The 20,184-nt window shown below is 33.4% G+C and carries 20 protein-coding genes; 9 read left to right on the top strand and 11 right to left on the bottom strand.

Features of this window, described 5'->3' with window-relative positions:
- The first annotated feature begins 29 nt into the window (after positions 1–29).
- Positions 30–302, top strand: coding sequence for a hypothetical protein (locus tag GTO82_RS08665; RefSeq protein ID WP_023599981.1), 273 nt, complete (start codon positions 30–32; stop codon positions 300–302).
- Positions 303–406: 104 nt separating this feature from the next.
- On the opposite strand, the gene GTO82_RS08670 is transcribed toward GTO82_RS08665, so the two are convergent.
- Positions 407–1,531, bottom strand: coding sequence for an LCP family protein (locus GTO82_RS08670; protein WP_086875188.1), 1,125 nt, complete (start codon positions 1,529–1,531; stop codon positions 407–409).
- A 163-nt stretch (positions 1,532–1,694) separates the two neighbouring features.
- Here GTO82_RS08670 and pepF point away from each other — a divergent pair, with 163 nt between their 5' ends.
- The 4 genes from pepF to GTO82_RS08690 all read left to right on the top strand — a co-directional run bounded on the left by pepF (position 1,695) and on the right by GTO82_RS08690 (position 5,888).
- Positions 1,695–3,503, top strand: a complete 1,809-nt coding sequence (gene pepF / locus GTO82_RS08675) for an oligoendopeptidase F (RefSeq protein ID WP_180873214.1) — start codon at positions 1,695–1,697, stop codon at positions 3,501–3,503.
- Between the two features lie 100 nt (positions 3,504–3,603).
- Entirely contained in the window at positions 3,604–4,131 is a 528-nt protein-coding gene (locus GTO82_RS08680) for a helix-turn-helix domain-containing protein (RefSeq protein ID WP_180873215.1), read from the top strand.
- A gap of 131 nt (positions 4,132–4,262) precedes the next feature.
- Complete coding sequence (locus tag GTO82_RS09865) at positions 4,263–4,424, top strand: transposase (RefSeq protein WP_432759959.1); 162 nt, start codon at positions 4,263–4,265, stop codon at positions 4,422–4,424.
- Between the two features lie 75 nt (positions 4,425–4,499).
- On the top strand, positions 4,500–5,888 hold the full coding sequence (locus GTO82_RS08690; RefSeq protein ID WP_260983154.1) for an IS3 family transposase: 1,389 nt from the start codon (positions 4,500–4,502) through the stop codon (positions 5,886–5,888).
- Between the two features lie 22 nt (positions 5,889–5,910).
- Here the strand turns inward: GTO82_RS08690 and GTO82_RS08695 are convergent, their stop codons facing one another.
- The 4 genes from GTO82_RS08695 to GTO82_RS08710 all read right to left on the bottom strand — a co-directional run bounded on the left by GTO82_RS08695 (position 5,911) and on the right by GTO82_RS08710 (position 12,212).
- Complete coding sequence (locus GTO82_RS08695; protein ID WP_180873216.1) at positions 5,911–7,182, bottom strand: ISL3 family transposase; 1,272 nt, start codon at positions 7,180–7,182, stop codon at positions 5,911–5,913.
- A 202-nt stretch (positions 7,183–7,384) separates the two neighbouring features.
- Positions 7,385–10,255 (bottom strand): non-ribosomal peptide synthetase, encoded by a 2,871-nt coding sequence (locus tag GTO82_RS08700; RefSeq protein ID WP_180873217.1) that lies wholly within the window; start codon positions 10,253–10,255, stop codon positions 7,385–7,387.
- An 8-nt stretch (positions 10,256–10,263) separates the two neighbouring features.
- Entirely contained in the window at positions 10,264–11,538 is a 1,275-nt protein-coding gene (locus GTO82_RS08705; protein WP_180873218.1) for a glycosyltransferase, read from the bottom strand.
- Positions 11,539–11,573: 35 nt separating this feature from the next.
- A complete protein-coding gene (locus GTO82_RS08710) occupies positions 11,574–12,212 on the bottom strand; it encodes a deoxynucleoside kinase (protein WP_180873219.1) in 639 nt (212 codons plus the stop codon).
- Positions 12,213–12,357: 145 nt separating this feature from the next.
- Between GTO82_RS08710 and GTO82_RS08715 the strand changes: the two genes are divergently transcribed.
- The 4 genes from GTO82_RS08715 to GTO82_RS09870 all read left to right on the top strand — a co-directional run bounded on the left by GTO82_RS08715 (position 12,358) and on the right by GTO82_RS09870 (position 14,683).
- On the top strand, positions 12,358–13,584 hold the full coding sequence (locus GTO82_RS08715; RefSeq protein ID WP_180873220.1) for an MFS transporter: 1,227 nt from the start codon (positions 12,358–12,360) through the stop codon (positions 13,582–13,584).
- Positions 13,585–13,916: 332 nt separating this feature from the next.
- A complete protein-coding gene (locus GTO82_RS08720) occupies positions 13,917–14,270 on the top strand; it encodes a transposase (protein ID WP_260983155.1) in 354 nt (117 codons plus the stop codon).
- Complete coding sequence (locus GTO82_RS08725; protein ID WP_180873221.1) at positions 14,239–14,520, top strand: DDE-type integrase/transposase/recombinase; 282 nt, start codon at positions 14,239–14,241, stop codon at positions 14,518–14,520. Before GTO82_RS08720 ends, GTO82_RS08725 begins: the two co-directional genes overlap by 32 nt.
- Before the next feature lie 58 nt (positions 14,521–14,578).
- Positions 14,579–14,683 carry an IS3 family transposase gene (locus GTO82_RS09870; protein WP_432759954.1) on the top strand — a complete coding sequence of 35 codons (105 nt, stop codon included), beginning with the start codon at positions 14,579–14,581 and terminating at the stop codon, positions 14,681–14,683.
- A 51-nt stretch (positions 14,684–14,734) separates the two neighbouring features.
- On the opposite strand, the gene GTO82_RS08735 is transcribed toward GTO82_RS09870, so the two are convergent.
- From GTO82_RS08735 to GTO82_RS08760, 6 genes are all read right to left on the bottom strand, one after another.
- Positions 14,735–16,246 carry an L-lactate permease gene (locus tag GTO82_RS08735; RefSeq protein WP_180873223.1) on the bottom strand — a complete coding sequence of 504 codons (1,512 nt, stop codon included), beginning with the start codon at positions 16,244–16,246 and terminating at the stop codon, positions 14,735–14,737.
- A 120-nt stretch (positions 16,247–16,366) separates the two neighbouring features.
- Complete coding sequence (locus tag GTO82_RS08740) at positions 16,367–17,158, bottom strand: metal ABC transporter permease (RefSeq protein ID WP_011162511.1); 792 nt, start codon at positions 17,156–17,158, stop codon at positions 16,367–16,369.
- Positions 17,158–17,817 (bottom strand): metal ABC transporter ATP-binding protein, encoded by a 660-nt coding sequence (locus tag GTO82_RS08745; protein WP_004898011.1) that lies wholly within the window; start codon positions 17,815–17,817, stop codon positions 17,158–17,160. Before GTO82_RS08745 ends, GTO82_RS08740 begins: the two co-directional genes overlap by 1 nt.
- A 38-nt stretch (positions 17,818–17,855) precedes the next feature.
- Positions 17,856–18,755, bottom strand: a complete 900-nt coding sequence (locus tag GTO82_RS08750; RefSeq protein WP_180873224.1) for a metal ABC transporter solute-binding protein, Zn/Mn family — start codon at positions 18,753–18,755, stop codon at positions 17,856–17,858.
- Between the two features lie 302 nt (positions 18,756–19,057).
- Positions 19,058–19,336, bottom strand: coding sequence for an ArsR/SmtB family transcription factor (locus GTO82_RS08755; protein WP_011162513.1), 279 nt, complete (start codon positions 19,334–19,336; stop codon positions 19,058–19,060).
- Positions 19,337–19,366: 30 nt separating this feature from the next.
- Entirely contained in the window at positions 19,367–20,152 is a 786-nt protein-coding gene (locus GTO82_RS08760; RefSeq protein ID WP_180873225.1) for a Cof-type HAD-IIB family hydrolase, read from the bottom strand.
- Positions 20,153–20,184: the final 32 nt, after the last annotated feature.

The following is a 20,184-nucleotide window of genomic DNA, read 5'->3' on the forward strand; positions in this document are numbered from 1 at the left end:
TAAATTTAAACTTAAAAGGAGTAAACACTTTGACACACAAGAAGGGAATTTCAACAGCGCTTATTGTATTATTGGGCTTTGGCTTTTTAACTAATTCAGTTACCACTTCCCAGGCAGCTGATCAAGATACCAATTTTAATGTGTCTAAAAGCCTAGTTGAAAATACCATTAAACCAACTCTCCTAAGTAAAAAATTCAAAGAAGATCAAATAAAAGAAGAAAAGGAAAATAAATTAGCCGATATCAAGTTCGAAGAAAAAAAACTTAATCAAGAAAATACAAATTCTGAACTAGATAACTAAAACTTTACAAACAACAGTTGCAGTTACGGGCTAAAATCACTAAGATAGAATCATCAACAGATATACTAAAAAAAGCAGTTAGCATTTCGCTAGCTGCTTTTTTCTTAATTACCATCCCATGGAATAGTGTCAGAATCTTTATCATAAATTACATAATTTCTAAAGTCTTCTGGATCATTCCAATTTAAACCTTGCTGCAGACTATTTTGCCTTGTTTCTTGATTATGGAGTTTTTCCTGTTTTAATCCTAAACTAGAACGAACTAAATCTGATACACGTTGTAGTTCCTTTGTAGCGGCTACTTGCATTGCTGCCGCTCCAATCCAAACATTATGTCCTTGAATATAGCCACTCTTAATATTCTGAGTACATCCGCGGTAATTCATTGCAATTGAAAGCATATCATCAAAGGTCAGATTAGTTTTAACATACTTGGCAAAGACCTTAAGAATCTTGCGATAGTTAGTGATTGAATTAACTGACATCCCTTTACGTACAATGTCATTAATTACCTGTCTTTGTCTCATTTGTCGACCATAGTCACCTTTTGGATCTTCTTTACGCATCCGCACATAGTCTAAGGCCTCTTTACCATTTAAGTGCTGCTTCCCCTTCTTAAAATGCGTGTGATAAGTAAAGGTAAATGGCACATTAACATCTACTCCGCCCAAAGCTTCTACCATACTTTCTAGAGCCTTCATATTAACTTCCATATAGTAGTTAACTGGTGTATTTAAAAGTGCTTTTACTGTCCGAGTTGCTCCTTTGCTTCCGCCAACTTGATAAGCAGAGTTAACCCGGAACATGTAGTACTTCCCTTCTCCACTTCCGTCACCTTTGATATCGGCTAACAAGTCTCTGGGAATTGAGGTCATTGTTGCTTCTTTTTTCTCTGGATTCATAGTTGCTAAGATCATCGTATCGGAATTACCCCGGTCATGCCTGCCTTCAATTCCTTGATCAACGCCAAGAATTAGAATTGAAATTGGCTTTTTCTGAGAAATCAATTGCGATGTTTTTCCTGTTCCTCGATAAGCTTGTTGAACTGAACTCATAGCCGAGAAATATGCATGAGCAAAGTAAGCTACGCTTCCACAAACAAGTAAAATTGATAAGAGACCTACCAAACGAGCAAAATTATTTCCATTTTTATAATCTTTTTTACTCGCCGCAAACACATTATTTCTTCTTAGTTTTTGGCGTGGTCTTTTGGGTTCCTCAGGTCTCATTAATTTTTAACTCCTCTGAAAATCAGCTTACCTTTTCATAATACAAAATTACTTAGTTAAGCGCATTAAATTCATTATTAAAAAAATTTTATTTTTTAGCAAGCGAAATAATGTTCTATAATGATGATTAATAAAAATTATATGGTAGAAAGAAGGACAAGGTATGGCTATTCCAACAAGAAATGAAGTATCTGATGATCTCAAATGGGATCTTAGTCGTGTTTTTAAAGACGATCAGGAATGGGAACAAGAATATAATCGGGTCGCAACCGAAATTAAAAATTTAGGTAGATTTAAGGGAAATCTTGCTAAATCTGGTCAAGATTTATATGAGGGGATTACAGAAATTTTATCTGTGAATCGTCGTTTAGAAAAAGTGTACGTTTATGCTACTATGTCAAGCGACGTTGATACTAGTAATACTCATTATCTAGGCCTTGTTGCTAAAGCTCAAAGCTTAGCTAACCAGATGAGCGCCGCTATCTCTTTTGTCGATCCTGAAATTTTATCTATCCCAGAAGAGACACTTGCTAAATTTATGCAAGATGAGCCCCGTTTAAAAGAGTATCAACATCGACTTGAACAAATTACTAAGAAACGTCCTCATACTTTACCAGCAAGTGAAGAAAAAATTATTGCCGCTGCTGGAGATGCAATGGGAACTTCCGCTAATACTTTCAATGTTTTAACTAATTCTGATATGGAATACGGCTATGTTCAAGATGAAGACGGAGAGATGGTCCAATTATCTGATGGCTTATATTCACTTCTAATTCAGTCACAAGATAGAAATGTTCGCAAAAATTCATTTGATGTTATGTATGCAAGCTATGGTCAGTTTGAAAATAGTCTCGCTTCAACTCTATCAGGTGAAGTAAAGGCCCACAATTTTAATGCTCAAGTACATAAATATAATTCTGCTCGAGAGGCTGCTTTAAGCGAAAATGGCGTACCAACTACTGTTTACGATACATTGATCAAAGAAGTAAATAGTCACTTAGATCTCCTTCATCGCTACGTTAGTTTAAGAAAAAAGATTTTAGGTCTTTTTGACCTACAAATGTATGATATGTATGTTCCATTAACAGGTGAGCCAAGTCTTTCTTATAACTTTGAAGAAGCAAAAAATGAGGCTAGACGAGCCTTAGCTCCACTAGGAAAAGATTATTTAGAGCATGTTGACTATATCTTTAATAATCGTGTAATTGATGTAGTTGAAAGCCAAAATAAGGTAACCGGTGCTTATTCTGGTGGTTCCTATGATACTGATCCATATGAATTATTAAATTGGGAGGATAATCTTGATTCTCTCTATACCCTAGTTCATGAAACTGGACACTCAGTGCATTCCTGGTATACAAGAAATACTCAGCCATATGTATATGGAGACTACCCAATTTTTGTTGCTGAAATTGCATCAACAACTAATGAAAATATTTTAACTGAATACTTCTTAGATAAGATTACTGATCCTAAAACAAGAGCATTTGTTTTGAATCATTATCTTGATTCATTTAAGGGCACACTCTTCCGTCAAACACAATTTGCAGAATTTGAGCAGTTTATTCATGAAGCCGACGCAAATGGTCAACCATTAACTGCCGATGTTCTTGATGAATTTTATGGTAATTTAAACCAAAGATATTATGGTGATAGTGTAGAACCAGGCGGAGATATTGCTAAAGAATGGGCACGGATTCCTCACTTCTATTACAACTTCTATGTTTACCAATATGCAACAGGTTTTGCTGCTGCTACAGCCCTTGCAAATAATGTTGTTCATGGTACTGACGAAGAACGTACGGCTTATATTAATTTCTTAAAGGCCGGCTCTTCAGATTATCCAACAGAAATAATGAAACATGCTGGTGTCGATATGACAAAGGCGGATTACTTAAGAGACGCATTTAATACTTTTGAAAAACGACTTAATGAGTTTGAAAAAATCGTTAATGAATTAAAAACAGTTTAGTAAAAACACAAATATATTTGTAAACAAAAAGTTCTTGATCTAATTTCTGAGTGAAGTTAACCCCCAGAGTTGGACATAAATCCAACCTGGGGGTTTTACTATGAGCAAATATGCAGTTGAAACTAAATTAAAAACAATTGAATTATATAAAAAAGGTCTTGGGAGTAGACAGATTCAATGTAACTTGAATATCCCATCACATTCTACAATTGATAGATGGATTATATTATTTAAGAAATATGGAAAAGCTGGTTTAATTACAAAACGTACTCGTAAAAAATATAGTGGTCAATTTAAATTAGAGGTTTTAAACTGGAGGAAAGAACATAATGAAAGCTATCAAGCCACCGCACTAAAATATGGAATCTCTAATACTGGAATTATTGCAAACTGGCAACGTGCCTATGAAGAAGGTGGTATTGATGCCCTCTTTATTAAGCAAGGAAGACCAACTATGCATAAGAAAGCTAAACATAAAAAAATAAATAAAAGTGAACTGTCAGAGCTTGAAAGATTAAGACTAGAAAATCGAGCTTTATACGTTGAAGTTGAATACTTAAAAAAATTAGATGCCTTAGTTCAGAAGCGCGGACATCTGAAGAAGAAAGACGAATCATCACAGAACTAAGGCAAGAATACAAATTTAGTCTAAAGGAGATCCTCCCTTTTACTAGTCTTTCTAAGAGTACATATGAATATAAAAGCCATCCAAAGGTCAAAAAGCTTAGTGATAAAAAGCTTGTATCACTAATTACAGATATTAAGAAACGTAATTCTGGGTATGGCTATTGGACAGTAACTGATGCTTTAAAACGTACATACAATTTGATCATCAATCATAAACGTGTATATCGATTAATGAAAGAATATAATCTGTTGGCTAAAAAATATGGCTCTTTTGCAAATCCTGTTGATGGATAATTTTAAGAAGGAATTAAGCAGCTAAGAAATTGATATGAACCCCGAAATTCGGACAAGAATTTCGAGGTTTTTATTATGTCTAAATTATCTAAGCAAGACAAAATTGACATCTACAATAATTGGAAGCATTATCATAAGTCACTATCTCAACTAGGTAGAGAATATGGAGTAAGACCTGACAATTTATATTATTTAATCCGTCTAATAGACCTTCACGGCTTAGAAATTTTGAATAAATCATATTCTTCTTATTCAGTAGAATTTAAGAAAACTGCCATTAAAAGAATATTGATTAACGATGAACCAGCGAATCAAGTTTCATTAGACTTGGGATTGCCAAGCTCAGGTATGATCTATAATTGGCTTCGCAAATATAAAGAGGATGGGTATAATGTCATTAATCATAAGAAAGGCAGACCACATCATGAAAAGCAAAGACCAACAAATCAAAGAACTACAAAAACAAGTAAAAGACTTAAAACAAGAGAATCTCAAGCTTACTGTCGAAAACGAATTTGTAAAAAAATTGAGCGCCTTAGTTTCCAAAAGAAAAAACCAAAAGCACCAGAAATAGCTCAGGTGGTTACTGAACTAAGGCAAGAACTTCATGTAACCGTCAGTTTCATATTAAATGTAATCAATTCTAATCCTGATTTACCTCACTTATCTAAAAGTAATTATTACTATGTTCTAAAACAAAATGATAAAGATTCAAAAAATCATCAGATCATGAAACGTATCAAAGAAATATTTGAAGAACATAAACATCGCTACGGCTATAGAAGAATTACAGCTCAATTGCACATTGAAGGAATTAAAATCAATCATAAGAAAGTAAAGCGTCTGATGAAAAAGATGCATTTATTTGGTATTGCCATTAGACGTAGAAAAAGATATTCAAGTTATCGAGGAACTGTAGGTGAAATCAAACCTAATTTGATCTGTCGCAATTTTTTAGCCATTTTACCAGATAGAAAGTGGTATTCAGATATAACTGAGTTTCATTTAAACGGCGAAAAATTATATTTATCACCAATTATGGATGGGTGTACCCATGAGATAATTTCTTATACATTAAGTCGCCGTCCAGTTTTAGAACAAGTAATGACCATGCTTGACCTAGCTTATAAAGCTCATCCTGCTCTAAATGGTCTTATTTTTCACACTGATCAAGGATGGCAATATCAACATTCTACCTTTCAAAAATGGCTTACAGATCATGGTATTGAGCAATCAATGTCTAGAAAAGGTAATTCATTAGATGATGGATTAATGGAAGGATTTTTTGGTATCTTAAAGCGAGAAATGTGGTATGGCTTTGAAAAAAATTTTAAGAATTTAGATGAACTAGAAGATGCAATCAAAGAGTATATTTATTACTATAATAATTTTAGAATTAAGAGCTCAATAAAAAACCATACTCCGATTCAATATCGAAATATGGTTTTAAATCAAACAGTTTAATAATATGTCCTAATTTTTGGGTTCATATCAAATAGCTGTTTGATTCCTTTTCTTTTATAATATTTTCTTCAAGTCTAATTCTAATTAATAAATGTTTGAAATTTCTATAGCCATAAGCAGTACGTTCAATTTGCTTAATCTTCCGATTGACACCTTCAAGACAACCATTAGAGTAGTTAGAAGATATACCGTTTAGGACACCGGTATAATTATGCTTAAAGGTCAGTAGTGTTTGATGCATTTGTTTACCAACACTTTGTTTTGAATGAAGTAGATGGATAACTTTCTTTTCATCGTTATCCTGAATAGCAGTCATAAAGTCCTGCATAACCCAATAAGTATTTTCTAAGGTTTGGTCACAATCTAAACCATCTAAGACAACATGTTCCTGTGTTAGACAGTCCTTAAAATGCCAGTCGTAATAAGGAGTAGTCTTATTAAGTTTGTCATATTTCATGAGATAAAGCTTCCAAGGAGACTTTAAAAGCTTATATTCATGGCTTTGCTTTTTAAATTGCTTCATGATTTGAACTCTGAAAATATTAAACGATCTAGTAAGCATTTGAACCATATGAAAACGGTCAATAACTATCTGAGCATTTGGAAATAATTCTCTAGCAACTAAAGGATAATAACAATTAAGATCCATAGTTACTGTTTTAACCATTGCACGAGCTTTAGGAGTGAACTTGTAAAAATAGCGTAGAATATCAGGTTTGAAACGAGTTCTAAGAATTTGAACAACTTTGTGAGTATCACCATCTAGACAAATAAAGTGAAGCTTTTTGCCTACACCTTTGAATTCATCAAAGGCTAAGTGTTCAGGGAGATGATCAAAGTCATCATAGAACTTAGAAGAGCAGGCTTCTAATACTCTTTGAACCGTGTTGACAGATACATTATGTTCTCTAGCAATGCTGGTCATTGAACGATCTTCAGTAAGAGCAGAAAGTATTTTTCGCTTAGAAGTGTTAGAGATATAGGAGCCTTTATTAACCAGATTAGATTGAGCCATAGATCTTTTTAAACAGTCATTGCAGAGAACACGTTGTTTTCTTAATCTGATAGTAACGGGCTTACTAGCATCAGCAGTAATGAAACGAACGTTAGAAACGTAATGACCGTTATGCTTAAGATTAGTAGAACGACAATAAGGACAAGTAGGCTGGATCAGCTCAGCTAAATATATTTTGTAAATCTTACCGTTAATATTTTCATTTGAATAATCAGAAAAAATAATGTTTTTATCTTCAACATCAAGAGTAAATTTAATATAATCATTTAAAGAGGACATAGTTTGAATCTCCATACACTTAATTGAATTGGTCGAAGAAGGATTTTAAGTAAGAGAGGACTATGGCCTCTTTTTTTACGTAAAAAAATCCTGTCGATAGAATATCATAGATATTCATCAACAGGAAAAATTATACAGCCGCATTTATTTAAAACTAACGTCCAACTTTAGGGGCTAGCTTCATAGCTTAGTTGGCTTTTTTCTAATATTCATTTGTTGTTACAGTAACTACTTGCTCATCATTCAATTTCACCTGATACTTAAATTTTTCAAGTAAGCGCCCATATGAAATGCAATATAGCACGCCTTCTTTCGAAACCATAGTGATGTAATTAGGCTTGAATGGCAGCCTTAAGATATCATCCGCAATCGCCTTTACTGAATTTACCTCTCCAATATAATTAGGTGAAATATTCATGTTGCTCCACTGTTTACTTAAAGCGTTGCGATATTCTAAATTGCTGCCAATCTGATTGAAAATGCAGTAGCGATAATCCGTGCCCTTAGTATAGTGATCTTTCCACATTTGATATCTCTTGGCAAAATCAGTCAAAGTATCATTTTCCTTTACTTCCCAAGGTAGGGTAGCGTGAATATCTCCAATTACATCGCTAGCATCAAAGTTCGAAAACTTCCTGATATTCAAAGCGATCTTTCCCGTAATCTTCTTCATCTTATGATCTTTCATCATCGCTTGTGACAGTAAGTAAAGACCGTTAATGTAAATTTGATCCGTCGTTTTAGCAGGGCAGGCGAATTTTGTGATATAGAGTCGACCGTCTTCTTTAGTTAAATTGAGTTCTTCCTGCGTTTGAGGTACCAAAGAAAGGGCCGCCTTTAAATCAGTACTTTGATTAACTTCTTGAACAAAACTCATAAATTCAGCGTAAGAACTGGACTTAATTTGCTCAATTTTCAAATTTCCTTGATACAAATCTACGAATATTTTCTTCAATTTGTTAGAAGAAGAGGCATCTAGAGCGTGGTGTGAAAAGACAATGTTTAACTCCTGCTTCTTCATATTGAAAATAAGGCAATGAATTGGCGAACCAGGCTTAGAATACATCACTTTTTCTAAGTCAGTTTCGGAAAAGCTGTTTGCGGTAACAAGTGAGATTGGAGCTGGATTGATTATCTTCTTGAAATATAGTTTACCGTCTCGATCTTTAAACCAAGCAAATTTCAATAGATCTATCTTAGTAGTTAAATCAGTAAAAATCTGTCTAATTTTCTGAATTTCTTCAAAGTTAATTGTCGGAAAAGATACTCTTAGCAGGTCAAAAGATGGTTTTTGTTGTGAAAAGAGACTCTGCTGCGTTGATGAAGCAGTAATTTTCGCATCCTCATAGCTGCTCGAAAAGTTTGCAAACAGCAATTTAAGATTAAGTAAGTCAGCTTCACTTGCTTGCTCGCGAGTCTCTGCAGCCGTATTTGTTTGCGTATCTTGCTTGTCAATATATGCTGCCAAGCGCTCAAGCGTGTTCAACAGTGAGAACTGGGCATCATCAATCTGAATCTTAAAAGTATTTTCTACATCAACAATGAAGCGCACTGAATCCAGAGAATCCAGCTCTTTAATTTCATTAACGTGGTATTTGGCTATCAACTTTTTCAATTCGTCTAAAGTGTTAGAGCTATCAGTAGTCAAAGACCGATTATAATACTCGTCGATCATTCTTTGCGTATCAATCTTACGGTTGTAGGTGTACAAGAAATGATCGACCTTAATAATTATTGGATTGAGATAAGTTGGCAGTTTACTTTTAATCTCAGCTTCTTTATCTTGCGAACTAATGTAAAAAATATAGATTCGCTTGTTTTTGAACTTCGCAATTGCTGTGGTAACATCAGCGATTTTCGATACTAGAGTTTGAATTTCACCTAATTCCACACGGATTCCGTTAACTTGGACTTGATCGTCTTCTCTTTCTAGGAAAAGTAGCTCACCGTTTTGTAAAATTTCTACCTTATCACCAGTTTTATAATAGCGTTCACCGTCAAGAGTGATGAAGCTTGAGCTATTTTTAACAGAATCTAAAAGATAGCCGTCTGTTACGCCGCTTCCGCCAATATATAATTCACCTTTTTTTGCTTCATTATTGTTTGCATCAAGGACTTTTACCTTTCCCTCTGGTAATGGTCGCCCAATCGGTACGTATTCTTCTTCATTTTCAGTTACCTGATGATAAGTAGCATAGACAGTTGTTTCAGTCGGACCATAAAGATTAAAAACTTTGCATCCCTTATTAAGCGCCCGTTTCAATTTTTTTGCCAGATTAATCGGAAATGCTTCACCGGCTACCATCAGAAACTTGAGTTTATCAAAGGCTTCAGGACCAACGATATCAAGAAGTGCCTCCGCAAATGAAGGGGATAAGGAAAGGTGCGTTATTTGCTTTTGATTAATTAATTTGGGAATTAGCCTGATACTCTCTGAATTAGAAGGACTTGTTGGGAGACAAACCAGCTCGGCACCGGCAATAACGGGCGACAGAAGCTCTGTTAATGAAACATCAAAAGAATAAGGCGTTGAAAATAAAAATTTGGTCGTCTCGTTGACGTTAATTAATGAGTACAGTCTTGTAAGGATCCACTTTAGATTGCTTTCTGTCAGAAAAACTTTTTTAGGAATGCCGGTACTGCCAGAAGTAGAGAGGATGTAGACATTTTTTTGCGAGAATGGTTTAGCTTTAAAGTCGGCGTGATTATTCTGATTGAAACGATCAACTTGAATGATATTTTTCTGCTTAAGTGTGGCAGGTAAGTCAGTTATTAAAGCATCCCATTGAACTTCTTTTACACGATCAGTGGCTTCAGGTAGGTCTAACGCTGATACAAGTGGCATAGGGATGCGGTTGGATAGCCAAATCCCAATTACTGTGGGCAGTACAAAACGGGTATCTTTTAAATAAAAGGGAACGATGTCCTGAGCATTTTCCTCATCAAGTTTAGCGGCTAATTGCTGGGCAATATTGAAAATTTCTTGATAGGTATAATCACCATTTGGTGATTTAACTGCCACTTGATCAGGAGTATTCTGGCTGCGTTGAATAAAATTATCAATAATAAACATACTGAAAATCACCTTTCTGTTTTATATTTAGTTCCTTTTCTATGAAATACTAGATAGAGAGGACCTACATTAGAAATTAAATATGCTATGCTACTTTCAAACGCTAGAAGGAAATTATTTACCGGTAATTTTCCATGTAAATTTTTCGCGATTGAATTAGATAGCCAGAATCGAATAAATGTGGTAGTTAGATAAACTAAAGTAAAAACTAGTGCTAATCCACTATTTATAAAAATAAGAAATACAAAGATAACTAGATAAAAGCTAGGTAGTAATAGCCATGCAAAGGCTCCTCTTACTTGATTTAGATAATAAAGAAAAGTATTCAATTGTTTAGTATCTTTATTCTTACTTAATATTTGATAAATTTTTTTATTATCAGACAATGTTTTGAACCAATTAGCATTTTGTTTAGCAAGTATTTGAATATTTTTAGGAGATTCCCCATATTCCAAGGCAAATAATGGTTCAATTATAATTCCCTGACTTCTTAAATAGAAACTAAGATAAATATCTTCACACCAAAATTCAGTATTAAAGCCACCTATTCGTTTTAAATAATCAAATCTGACAAAAAGTCCATGGCCTACAACATGATTCCTTAAGAAAATAGAAGGTAATATAGCATTTGTTAGTCCATTTATTAATTCAAAATTAGTTTGATAAACAGCGAAGCCTTGCATAATTGGACTTAACGTATTTAAGTTAGAGAAAAATGCAGAATATTCTTGCATAATTAAAGGAAAATGCTTCTTTAGGGCAACTGTTTTTGCCTGAAGGAATGCGTCTTTTCCGGGGCGACTATCGGCATTATAGACACAGAAATAGGAGCTTTTCTCATCAATATCATACATTTTATAAATTGTATCGAATGCATAATTTAATTGATCAGCCATCATGCCATTTACTCCAGGATAGTTTAAAAGTTTAATGTCTTTATAACTATCTGATGTATCAATCTTTTCTTTTACAATGTCAAATGTAGTTTTTCCTTGATTGGTTCGCAATTTTTCTTTATCAGTAGTTACGATGAATAATTTTGCATCAATTTTTGTACTAGTAATAATATTTACAAAATCATCTATCGTTCTATTAATTATCTTTTGTTCTTGTAAACATGGAATAACTATAAAGAATTTTGGTTTTTCATCTCTAGTTTCTTTAAAGCTCACAGCATTATTTTTATTTTGCTTTATTTTTTTATTCACTAGCATTGTTCTAGCTATGTGCCACAAACATTGTAGTAGCATTAGAAACATTATTAATTCTGCTATTGTTGTCATAATCAGCCCTCCTCAATAAAATTTGATGAGTTAAATCACAAACTAGTGATTTGTTTTAAAGCCTCATCATAGACATCCCGTGGTGAAAGATTTGATGTATCAATTAGTGCCTTTTTCATATCTAATTCTTGAAATTCTTTTTCTAATATTTCTTCTTGCTTTTGTCTTGTACTTTCTTGAGTCCAAACACTTAAAAGGTGATGATTCCGTTCCAAATTTCTCTTTGATGAAGCAGAGCAATCAGCTTTTAATAGTAATAGCAAGTCCGGACTGTATAATTTATATCGTTTAGCTTTTTCTATAAAATCGTCTAAAAACTCTAACGATTTATTATATGTTCCAGATATATTAGAAGATTCGAAAGCAAATGCTGTCGCAACGATTGAATAGGGTGATTTATCAATTACAACATTTTGTCCATGATCAGCAAAATAATTTGCATCAAACCATTTATCAAATTCTAGGTCAAATAATATTTCCTGATTCCGTAATTCTTCTTGAATATTTTTAGGAACATATAAAATATTATCTCCTTTTTCATTTAACCTATTTTCTAGATATCTTATTGATTCAGGAACAATTTTATAACCTAGTTGTTTTGATAAGTTATTACATAAAGTAGTTTTACCTGAATTCGATATGCCATCTATAAGTATTATTTTTCCTCTACTCATAATATCTTCCTTTCTTAAGAAACAAGATTCATAACTTTTTTGTTAAAGCTTTTTTAATAGTGCTATAATTTATTAACAATCATTTATTTTAATTAATTTTATTCTCATTTATTTCAAAGTCAATACTTTTTATGAAGGTGATTCAATGACAGAAGAAGCAAAATTAACAAAAACGGAAAAGCTAAATACGGTTAAGGTTACTACCAGTAATGCGATTTCGAAATTTGGTGATGTTTTATTTGACTACGTAAATACAGTATTTCTTTCTTCTATTCCAAATGGAGGTTTGTGGCTGTCTTTCTACCAAAGTAGTGAAGTTTTTATCAGCGTATTTTTTAATTTTTGGGGAGGTGCTGTCTCTGACAGTGGTAATAGAAAGCGAATTATTTTTCATTGTGATTTGATTAGTGGATTTATTTGTCTTATATTAGCAATTTTTATTCCTAAGGTATTTTTTATTTATGCGATTATACTTATCAATATTGCACTAGCGATAATCACGTCATTTCGAAGCCCAGCATATAAAGCGATTTTTAGAGAAATTGTTTATAAAGAACACATTAATACTGTTAATTCTATTTTGGAAATTGTAAAAGAAATTGTTCAAATTGCTGGACCTAGTTTAGCTTTGTTGATCGCTAATTTTTTCGGTAATAGAATCGCATTAGTTTTAGATGCAGTTTCATTTTTTGTTTCAGGTTTACTCATAAAGAAGCTGACTATTTTAACAACGCAACCTAATAAAAAGCACAAGAAAAATACCCTTTTTCAAATTAGAGAAGGTTTTCAATATATTCTGACTAATTCGCAAATAATGATGATTATCATTTTCTCTAGTATTGTGAACTTTATCATTGCCGGATATAATTTGATTCTACCTTTTTCAACTTATGCTTTTAGTGGGACAACTTTAAAGGCGTATGCAGTTTTTTTAACTGCTGAATCTGTTGGTGGTCTAATTGGAGCCTCAGTATCAACTTTTCTGAAAAGGGAACCCACAACAAATCGGCTTATTTTATTTATTACACTATGTGGAGCTTCACTAATTTTTGTGCAACAATTATTTCAACTATCGCATTCTATTATTCTTGTAGCGACGTTAATCGTCCTATTTAATCTTTTTTTGTCGATCTTCAATATTCAATTTATGACATTCATTCAGATTAAGACTGATATTAATTATATAGGCAGAGTTTTTGGAATTATTTTTTCGGTTGCAATTCTCTTTATGCCTTTCGGTACTTTTTTCTTCCAAAGAATTTTTGATCTTAAAAATCCTTATAATTACTTAATTTTAGGACTTTCGTTAGTCGTTATATCTTTGTTCACTTTTGGGATCACCTTTTTATTTGCTCTAAAAAAGAAAAATTAATATCAAAAAAATGGCCCACGCAATGTCAATGTTTTAACTTAATGACATTGATTAATGACAGCTTGGTCTATTTATAAAGGTGTCAAAATGAAAAAGTGTCTGAGAAAATTCAGAAATAAAAAAATGCAAGAACCTATTTATATGCATCTATGCGAAATATGTTTGATAAAGGGTAAAACGAGATAATGATATCAGAAAAAGAATATTCCAAAAATTAACGTTAAAAGAAGTATTAAAATGGCAATTGAAAAGTATAATCAAAACTAAAACAGTCGCCCGAAGGTGAAGTTAACCCCCAGAGTTGGACATAAATCCAACCTGGGGGTTTTACTATGAGCAAATATGCAGTTGAAACTAAATTAAAAACAATTGAATTATATAAAAAAGGTCTTGGGAGTAGACAGATTCAATGTAACTTGAATATCCCATCACATTCTACAATTGATAGATGGATTATATTATTTAAGAAATATGGAAAAGCTGGTTTAATTACAAAACGTACTCGTAAAAAATATAGTGGTCAATTTAAATTAGAGGTTTTAAACTGGAGGAAAGAACATAATGAAAGCTATCAAGCCACCGCACTAAAATATGGAATCTCTAATACTGGAATTATTGCAAACTGGCAACGTGCCTATGAAGAAGGTGGTATTGATGCCCTCTTTATTAAGCAAGGACTTATGTAGTGGCGAAATTATCAGCTACACAATTACTGATCGACCACTAACACAATATGTTATTCAAGGCTTAAGGGAAGTTTTTAAAGCACGTCCCGAGCTTCAATATCGCATGACCGTCCATAGCGATCAAGGCATTCAGTACCAATCTAACGCATATCGGCACGAATTAAGAAAGCATAATATTTTTCAAAGTATGTCACGTAGAGCAACTTGTCATGATAATGCGGCTATGGAAAGCTTTTTCCATACTATGTAAAGTAGAAATAGACTATTACACACATCACTTTAAAACAAAGAAAGAACTAATTAAACGAATGGAAAATTGGATAAAATATTATAATCAAGAAAGAATCAGACACAAGAAAAAAAGCCTGATTCCGATAGAATATCGAAATCAAGCTTTAAAAGCATTTATTTAAAGCTAACGTCCAACTTTAGGGGTTAGCTTCTGAGATCAAGAACTTTTTACTTTATACTAATTTAGTAATCAAACCAACTAAGTATAGAAATACACAGGTAATTAACAAGTATATACTGCCCCACTTAGTTGTTTCTTTTAGAATCTTTCCTTCTAAACCTTCTTTATTAATTGCACCAGTAGCTACTGCAATATTCTGTGGTGATAACATCCCAGCAGTTGCACCAGTCATATTTGAAGCAACAATCCAATATTTGCTTACTCCTAATGATTGAGCAGCAGAATACTGTAAGTTACCAAATAGAACATTGGCTGACGTTGCAGAGCCTGTTAAGAATGTTCCTAGAGCCCCAATTAATGGTGCAAATAAAGGATAAGCTGGTCCAAGTAAGCTTACTAAGGCTACCGCTAATGCTTTAGTCATTCCTGCATATACCATAACTTTAGCTAAACCCACAATTGCACAAACTGTAATTGTTGTCATCCCAATTGTTTTCAAAACATTGAGCAAGATTTTGAACATTTGGCTTAAGCTTAAGCCTTGAATCTTTCCTCCAATTATTCCCGCTAATAAAATTAATGTTCCTGGAGAGGAAAGCCAATTAATTGGTAAATCATTAGGATTTTTTCCTAAGTAAACATGTAAGTGAGTAGTTACACTAGTTAAAAAGTTATTCACAGGTGGACAAAGAGAGGAAGCCAGTAGAACGAAAATAAAAACCAAAATAAATGGTGAACAAGCCTTGATAATTTCGCTGACACTTTCATTTTCTACTTCCTCTACTGAACCAGTTTTTCTTTTAGTCAGCCAGACAGTAACTAAAATTGAAAACAATGATCCGACTAAGGCTGGAAGCTCAGCCCCAGTAAACTTAGCCATAATAACTTGCGGAATTGCCATTCCAACCCCTGACATTAAAGTAATAAAAACAATACCTTTCAGGGCCTTAATACTTTTGCCAGTAAGAATAACTAAAATAAAAGGTACTAAAATAACTAAAATGACCAATTGCAAGGTTACAATAAATCCTAATTGCACATCATTAAGATTAGTTACTTCAGCTAATGTCAAAACTGGCAAGCCAATTGCACCAAATGCAGTTGCCGTACTATTGGCAACCAAACAAATTACTGAAGCTTGGATCGGTTCTAAACCTAAGGAAATTAAGATTCCTGCACAGATTGCTACAGCAGTCCCAAAACCAGCGATAGATTCTAGAAAGCCACCAAAGCCCCAAGCAATTATTAATACTAAAATTCTTTTATCGGTTGTGATTGATGATAATAATTTCTCAATCGTCCCCATACTACCTGAATCAGTTGTAATCTGATATACAAAAAGCGCAGCCAGAATTACATACATGATCGGCCAAATTCCCATTATAATACCTTCTAAAGCTCCAGAAAGAGTATTAATTATGGGTTGTTTAAACATTAAAACAGCATCAGCAATTGTAATAATTAAACCAATCGTACATGCCCTTGAAGCCGGCATTCCAATAATTCCAAGAGAAATTATCAACCAGATGATTGGCACTAAGGCCCATAAAAAATTTATCCACATAGTTTTCCTCATCTAAAAAAGCAATACTATTTAATTTTATCCTTTTTCCACATATTAAGGAAATTTAAAAACAAAAAACCTGCAAGAGCAGAGAGCCCTTGTAGGTTCTAAATAACAGTTTTATTTCTTAAAAGCATGAACGCCATAAACAAATAAATAAATTCCAACTTCAATAATCGAAATAAAGAAAGTGACCGGTAAATTAGTTACGTATCCTAAAACTAAACCTGCCCAAACTCCAAACAATGCGATCCCAACTGACCAACATAACATAGCAGGAATTGTCTTACCTAAGTAGCGAGCACTTGAAGATGGCAAAGTTAATAAAATAAAGACTAATAATGATCCGACAACTTGTGCACCAATTGAAACAGCTAAAGCCAAAGCAATTAAAAATACTACTGAAACTAAGCTTGTATTAATATGATGGCTAACTGCCCCTACATGATCAAATGAATCATAGTTTAACTGTCTTAAAACTAGGAAAATTATTGCTAAAACAAAGAGAGAAAGAACAACTAGTTGAATGACTCCATCTCTATCAACTCCAATAATTGAACCAAATAAGATGTTAGTCGCATAGCGACTATTACCGCCAGCAATAGCTAAAAATAGTACACCCAAGCCAATAAACAAGGCTGAAATCGCACTAATTGCGGATTCTTTCTGATCACTTCTCATGGATAATTCACCAACACTGATTGAGCCAAGCAAAGTAAAAAGAACCATGCCCCAGAGAGGAACCCAACCAATCCAAACCGCAAAAGCGGCTCCGGCAAAACCAATTTCTGATAGAGTGTGAGCTAAGAATGAAAAACTTCTAGCTACAACATATACACCCACTATTCCACAGGTAATAGCAATAAAAGTACTAGCTAGAAATGCATAGCGCATAAAATCATATGCAAACATTATTCTTCACCCACCTCTTCAGTTAAGTCTTTAATTTTACCAGCAATTAAACCTTTATCCTTAAATAAAAGATAATCTTTCATATATTTCTTAGCTAGAGGAATGTCATGAGTTGTAAACAAAACAGTCATTGCGTGTTTTTCGTTTAAGTGCTTAATCAATGACATTAACTCTTCTTTAGCAACTGGATCTAAGCTAGCTGTTGCCTCGTCTAAAATAATGAAGTCTGGTTTATCTAACAAAGCTTGAGCTAAATATGCACGCTGCTTTTGACCTCCGGAAGCTTCGCCCATCCTAGTATTTTGAATATCTAGTAAATGGGTCTCTTTTAAAATTTGATTTACTCTCGCCTTCACCCGAGCGTTCTTAAATAAAGGAGTATTAAGTTCTACAAAGGCCCGGATTGAGAGGGGATAATCAGCATCCAGATTTCTAAATTGAGGTACATAACCAACTTTTGTATCCGGCGCAAACTTAAACGATCCTGTCGTTGGTTGTAACATTCCCATCAAAATTCTAATCAAGGTTGTTTTTCCTGTACCATTTGCACCAAGTAGAGCTGTCATCGACCCCTTCGATAGGGTAAAATTCAAGTCTTTAAAAATTACCTTATCCTCAAATTTCATCCCCAGGTCTTTAACTGTTAATATATCAGTCATCTCACTGCTCCTCTTCTCATTTAATAACCTGATCCCATTTAATTCTTTTGAATATCAGCTAGTTTTTGATAATTTTCTTTCATCCAAGCTAAGTAAGTAGTGTTATTAGGAATAGTTTCCCGAACATTTAAAACTGGAACATTGTTCTTTTTTGCAAGTTTAACAAAAGACTTAACTGTTGAGCTACTTGCCTGAGTATTATTAACAAAAAAGGCAATCTTCTTTTGTTTAATAGAATTGTTCATTTCATTAATCGTCTTAGGACTAGGATCTGTACCATTTTCGATAGCTTCTTCAAATTCCTTATCGCCTATTTTATAGCCAGCTTCTTGCAAAGCATAGTCAAAGACTGGTTCACTAACAAAAACTGGTTTTTGATCACCCTTATTAGCCTTAGCTAGCTGTTTGATTTTGTCGATCTTGGCTAAGTATTTTTCGCCATTTTCCTTAAAATAAGCGGCATGCTTCTTATCTAACTTAGATAAACGTTTAACCAAATAATCAACGTACTTAGTTGGCATATCTAAATTGTACCAAATATGTGGATTATCTCCGCTCTTTAATCCCATCAAGTCTTCACCGACTAAGACAGGCTTTTTATCAACAGATTTCGCTAACTTATTCATCCATGAATCATAACCTAGCCCATTTGCAACGATAATATTTGCCTGAGCTACCTTTTTAGCATCTGCTGTTGTCGGATCAAAATCGTGTGGATCAACGCTACTTTTATCAATAATTGCAGTCGCTGTTCCATATTTTCCAACAATATTTTTAGCAATATCTGAATAGACATTAGTTGTTGTAACTATCGAAATCTTATTTGATTGACTAGTAGAGTTCTGCTTATTCGAACATCCTACTGTTATCAATGATAAAAGCGTCACTAAGGCCATAATAGAAATAAATTTTGTAATTTTAGAGTTAAAATTTTGCATAAATATCCTCCTGTGCAAAACAAAAAAGCATTAAGTTAGAAAATTCAGCATAAGTTCTAACTTAAAGTTAGACTAAGCTAATTTTTTTATTATGTCAACATTTTTCTAGATAGACAAATAGCACCAAGACGTCTCAGACTTGATGCTATCAATAAGTGTAAATAATAAAAAATTTTGCTGAATTTTTAATTTAATGCTTTTTCTCTAAAATTACATCTTTATATAAACATATTTTTATATGTTTGTCAAAAGTGTTTAGAAAAAAGACAGTCAAAATTGCTGTGATTATTCAAGCTTTTAAACTAAAAATCTTCGTTAACATGCCGTCTCAAGACATCTAGAATCTTAATTACATGCTTATCTTCTAAACTATAGTAGCGCTCTTGCTTAACTTGCTCACTCTTAACTAGCTTAGCCTCTTCCAAGATCCTCAAGTGTCTAGAAATAGCTGGCTGACTAACATCAAACTGTTTTACCAAGTTATTTACACTACTTTTTTGATTGTCATTTAAGTAATAAAGAATTTGAATTCGAATGGGATGATTCAAAGCTCTAGTAACTCGAATAATTTGATCGTTCAACTTGTTCACCTATCTCAACTTATATTTAATTTATGAGAGTAACTCAAGAATTTTCTTTTGCACACTTGATTCTTCACTAGATCCAATGATTTGATTAGCAGCTTTCTTTGCATCTGGAAGAGCAGTCGCCGTAGCAAAGCTGGTACCCGCAAACTTAAGCATACCAACATCATTACCACTATCACCAAATGTTACCATTTCACTAGATTTAATCTTAAGCTTTTTACCCAAATATTCTAAACCTACAGCTTTATTCATTCCTTTAGTCTGCATATCAATAGCAGTACTTGCACCTGAAACAAAACCAATCTGTGGATAGTCTTCTCTAAGTTTATCTAAAACCTTAGGCATCTCATCTTCTGGAACACGAAGACTTACTTTAAAAATACGATCATCGATATCGTTAAAGCTATCAACAACTTGAATTTTCTTAACGTACTTTTTTAGATCTTCCGCAAATTCTTTTCCACTGCTTTTTTCAACATATGCACTAGTTACACCAGCAACAATAGCGTTATATGGTAATTTTTCCACAATTTCAAGCATTGTTTGATAATCCTCCTCAGATAAATCAGATATTTGAAGAATCTCATTTCCATGAGCTACTAACGCACCATTCTCAGCCACAAAATACATATGCTTATTAGCTCTTGGAAAACGATCGAGGATATTCTCATACTGATTACCACTGGCAATAACAAATTTTATATCACGATCCTGCATGATTTGAAATTCTTTTTCAAAGAGCTCCTTATCATAAGTCTTATCTTCTCTTAGCCACGTACCATCCATATCAGTTGCAATAAGCTTAATCATTTTCAGTCTCACTTTCCACTTTTACTATCCAC

The sequence above is a fragment of the Lactobacillus johnsonii genome (assembly GCF_013487865.1).
Classification (GTDB): domain Bacteria; phylum Bacillota; class Bacilli; order Lactobacillales; family Lactobacillaceae; genus Lactobacillus; species Lactobacillus johnsonii_A.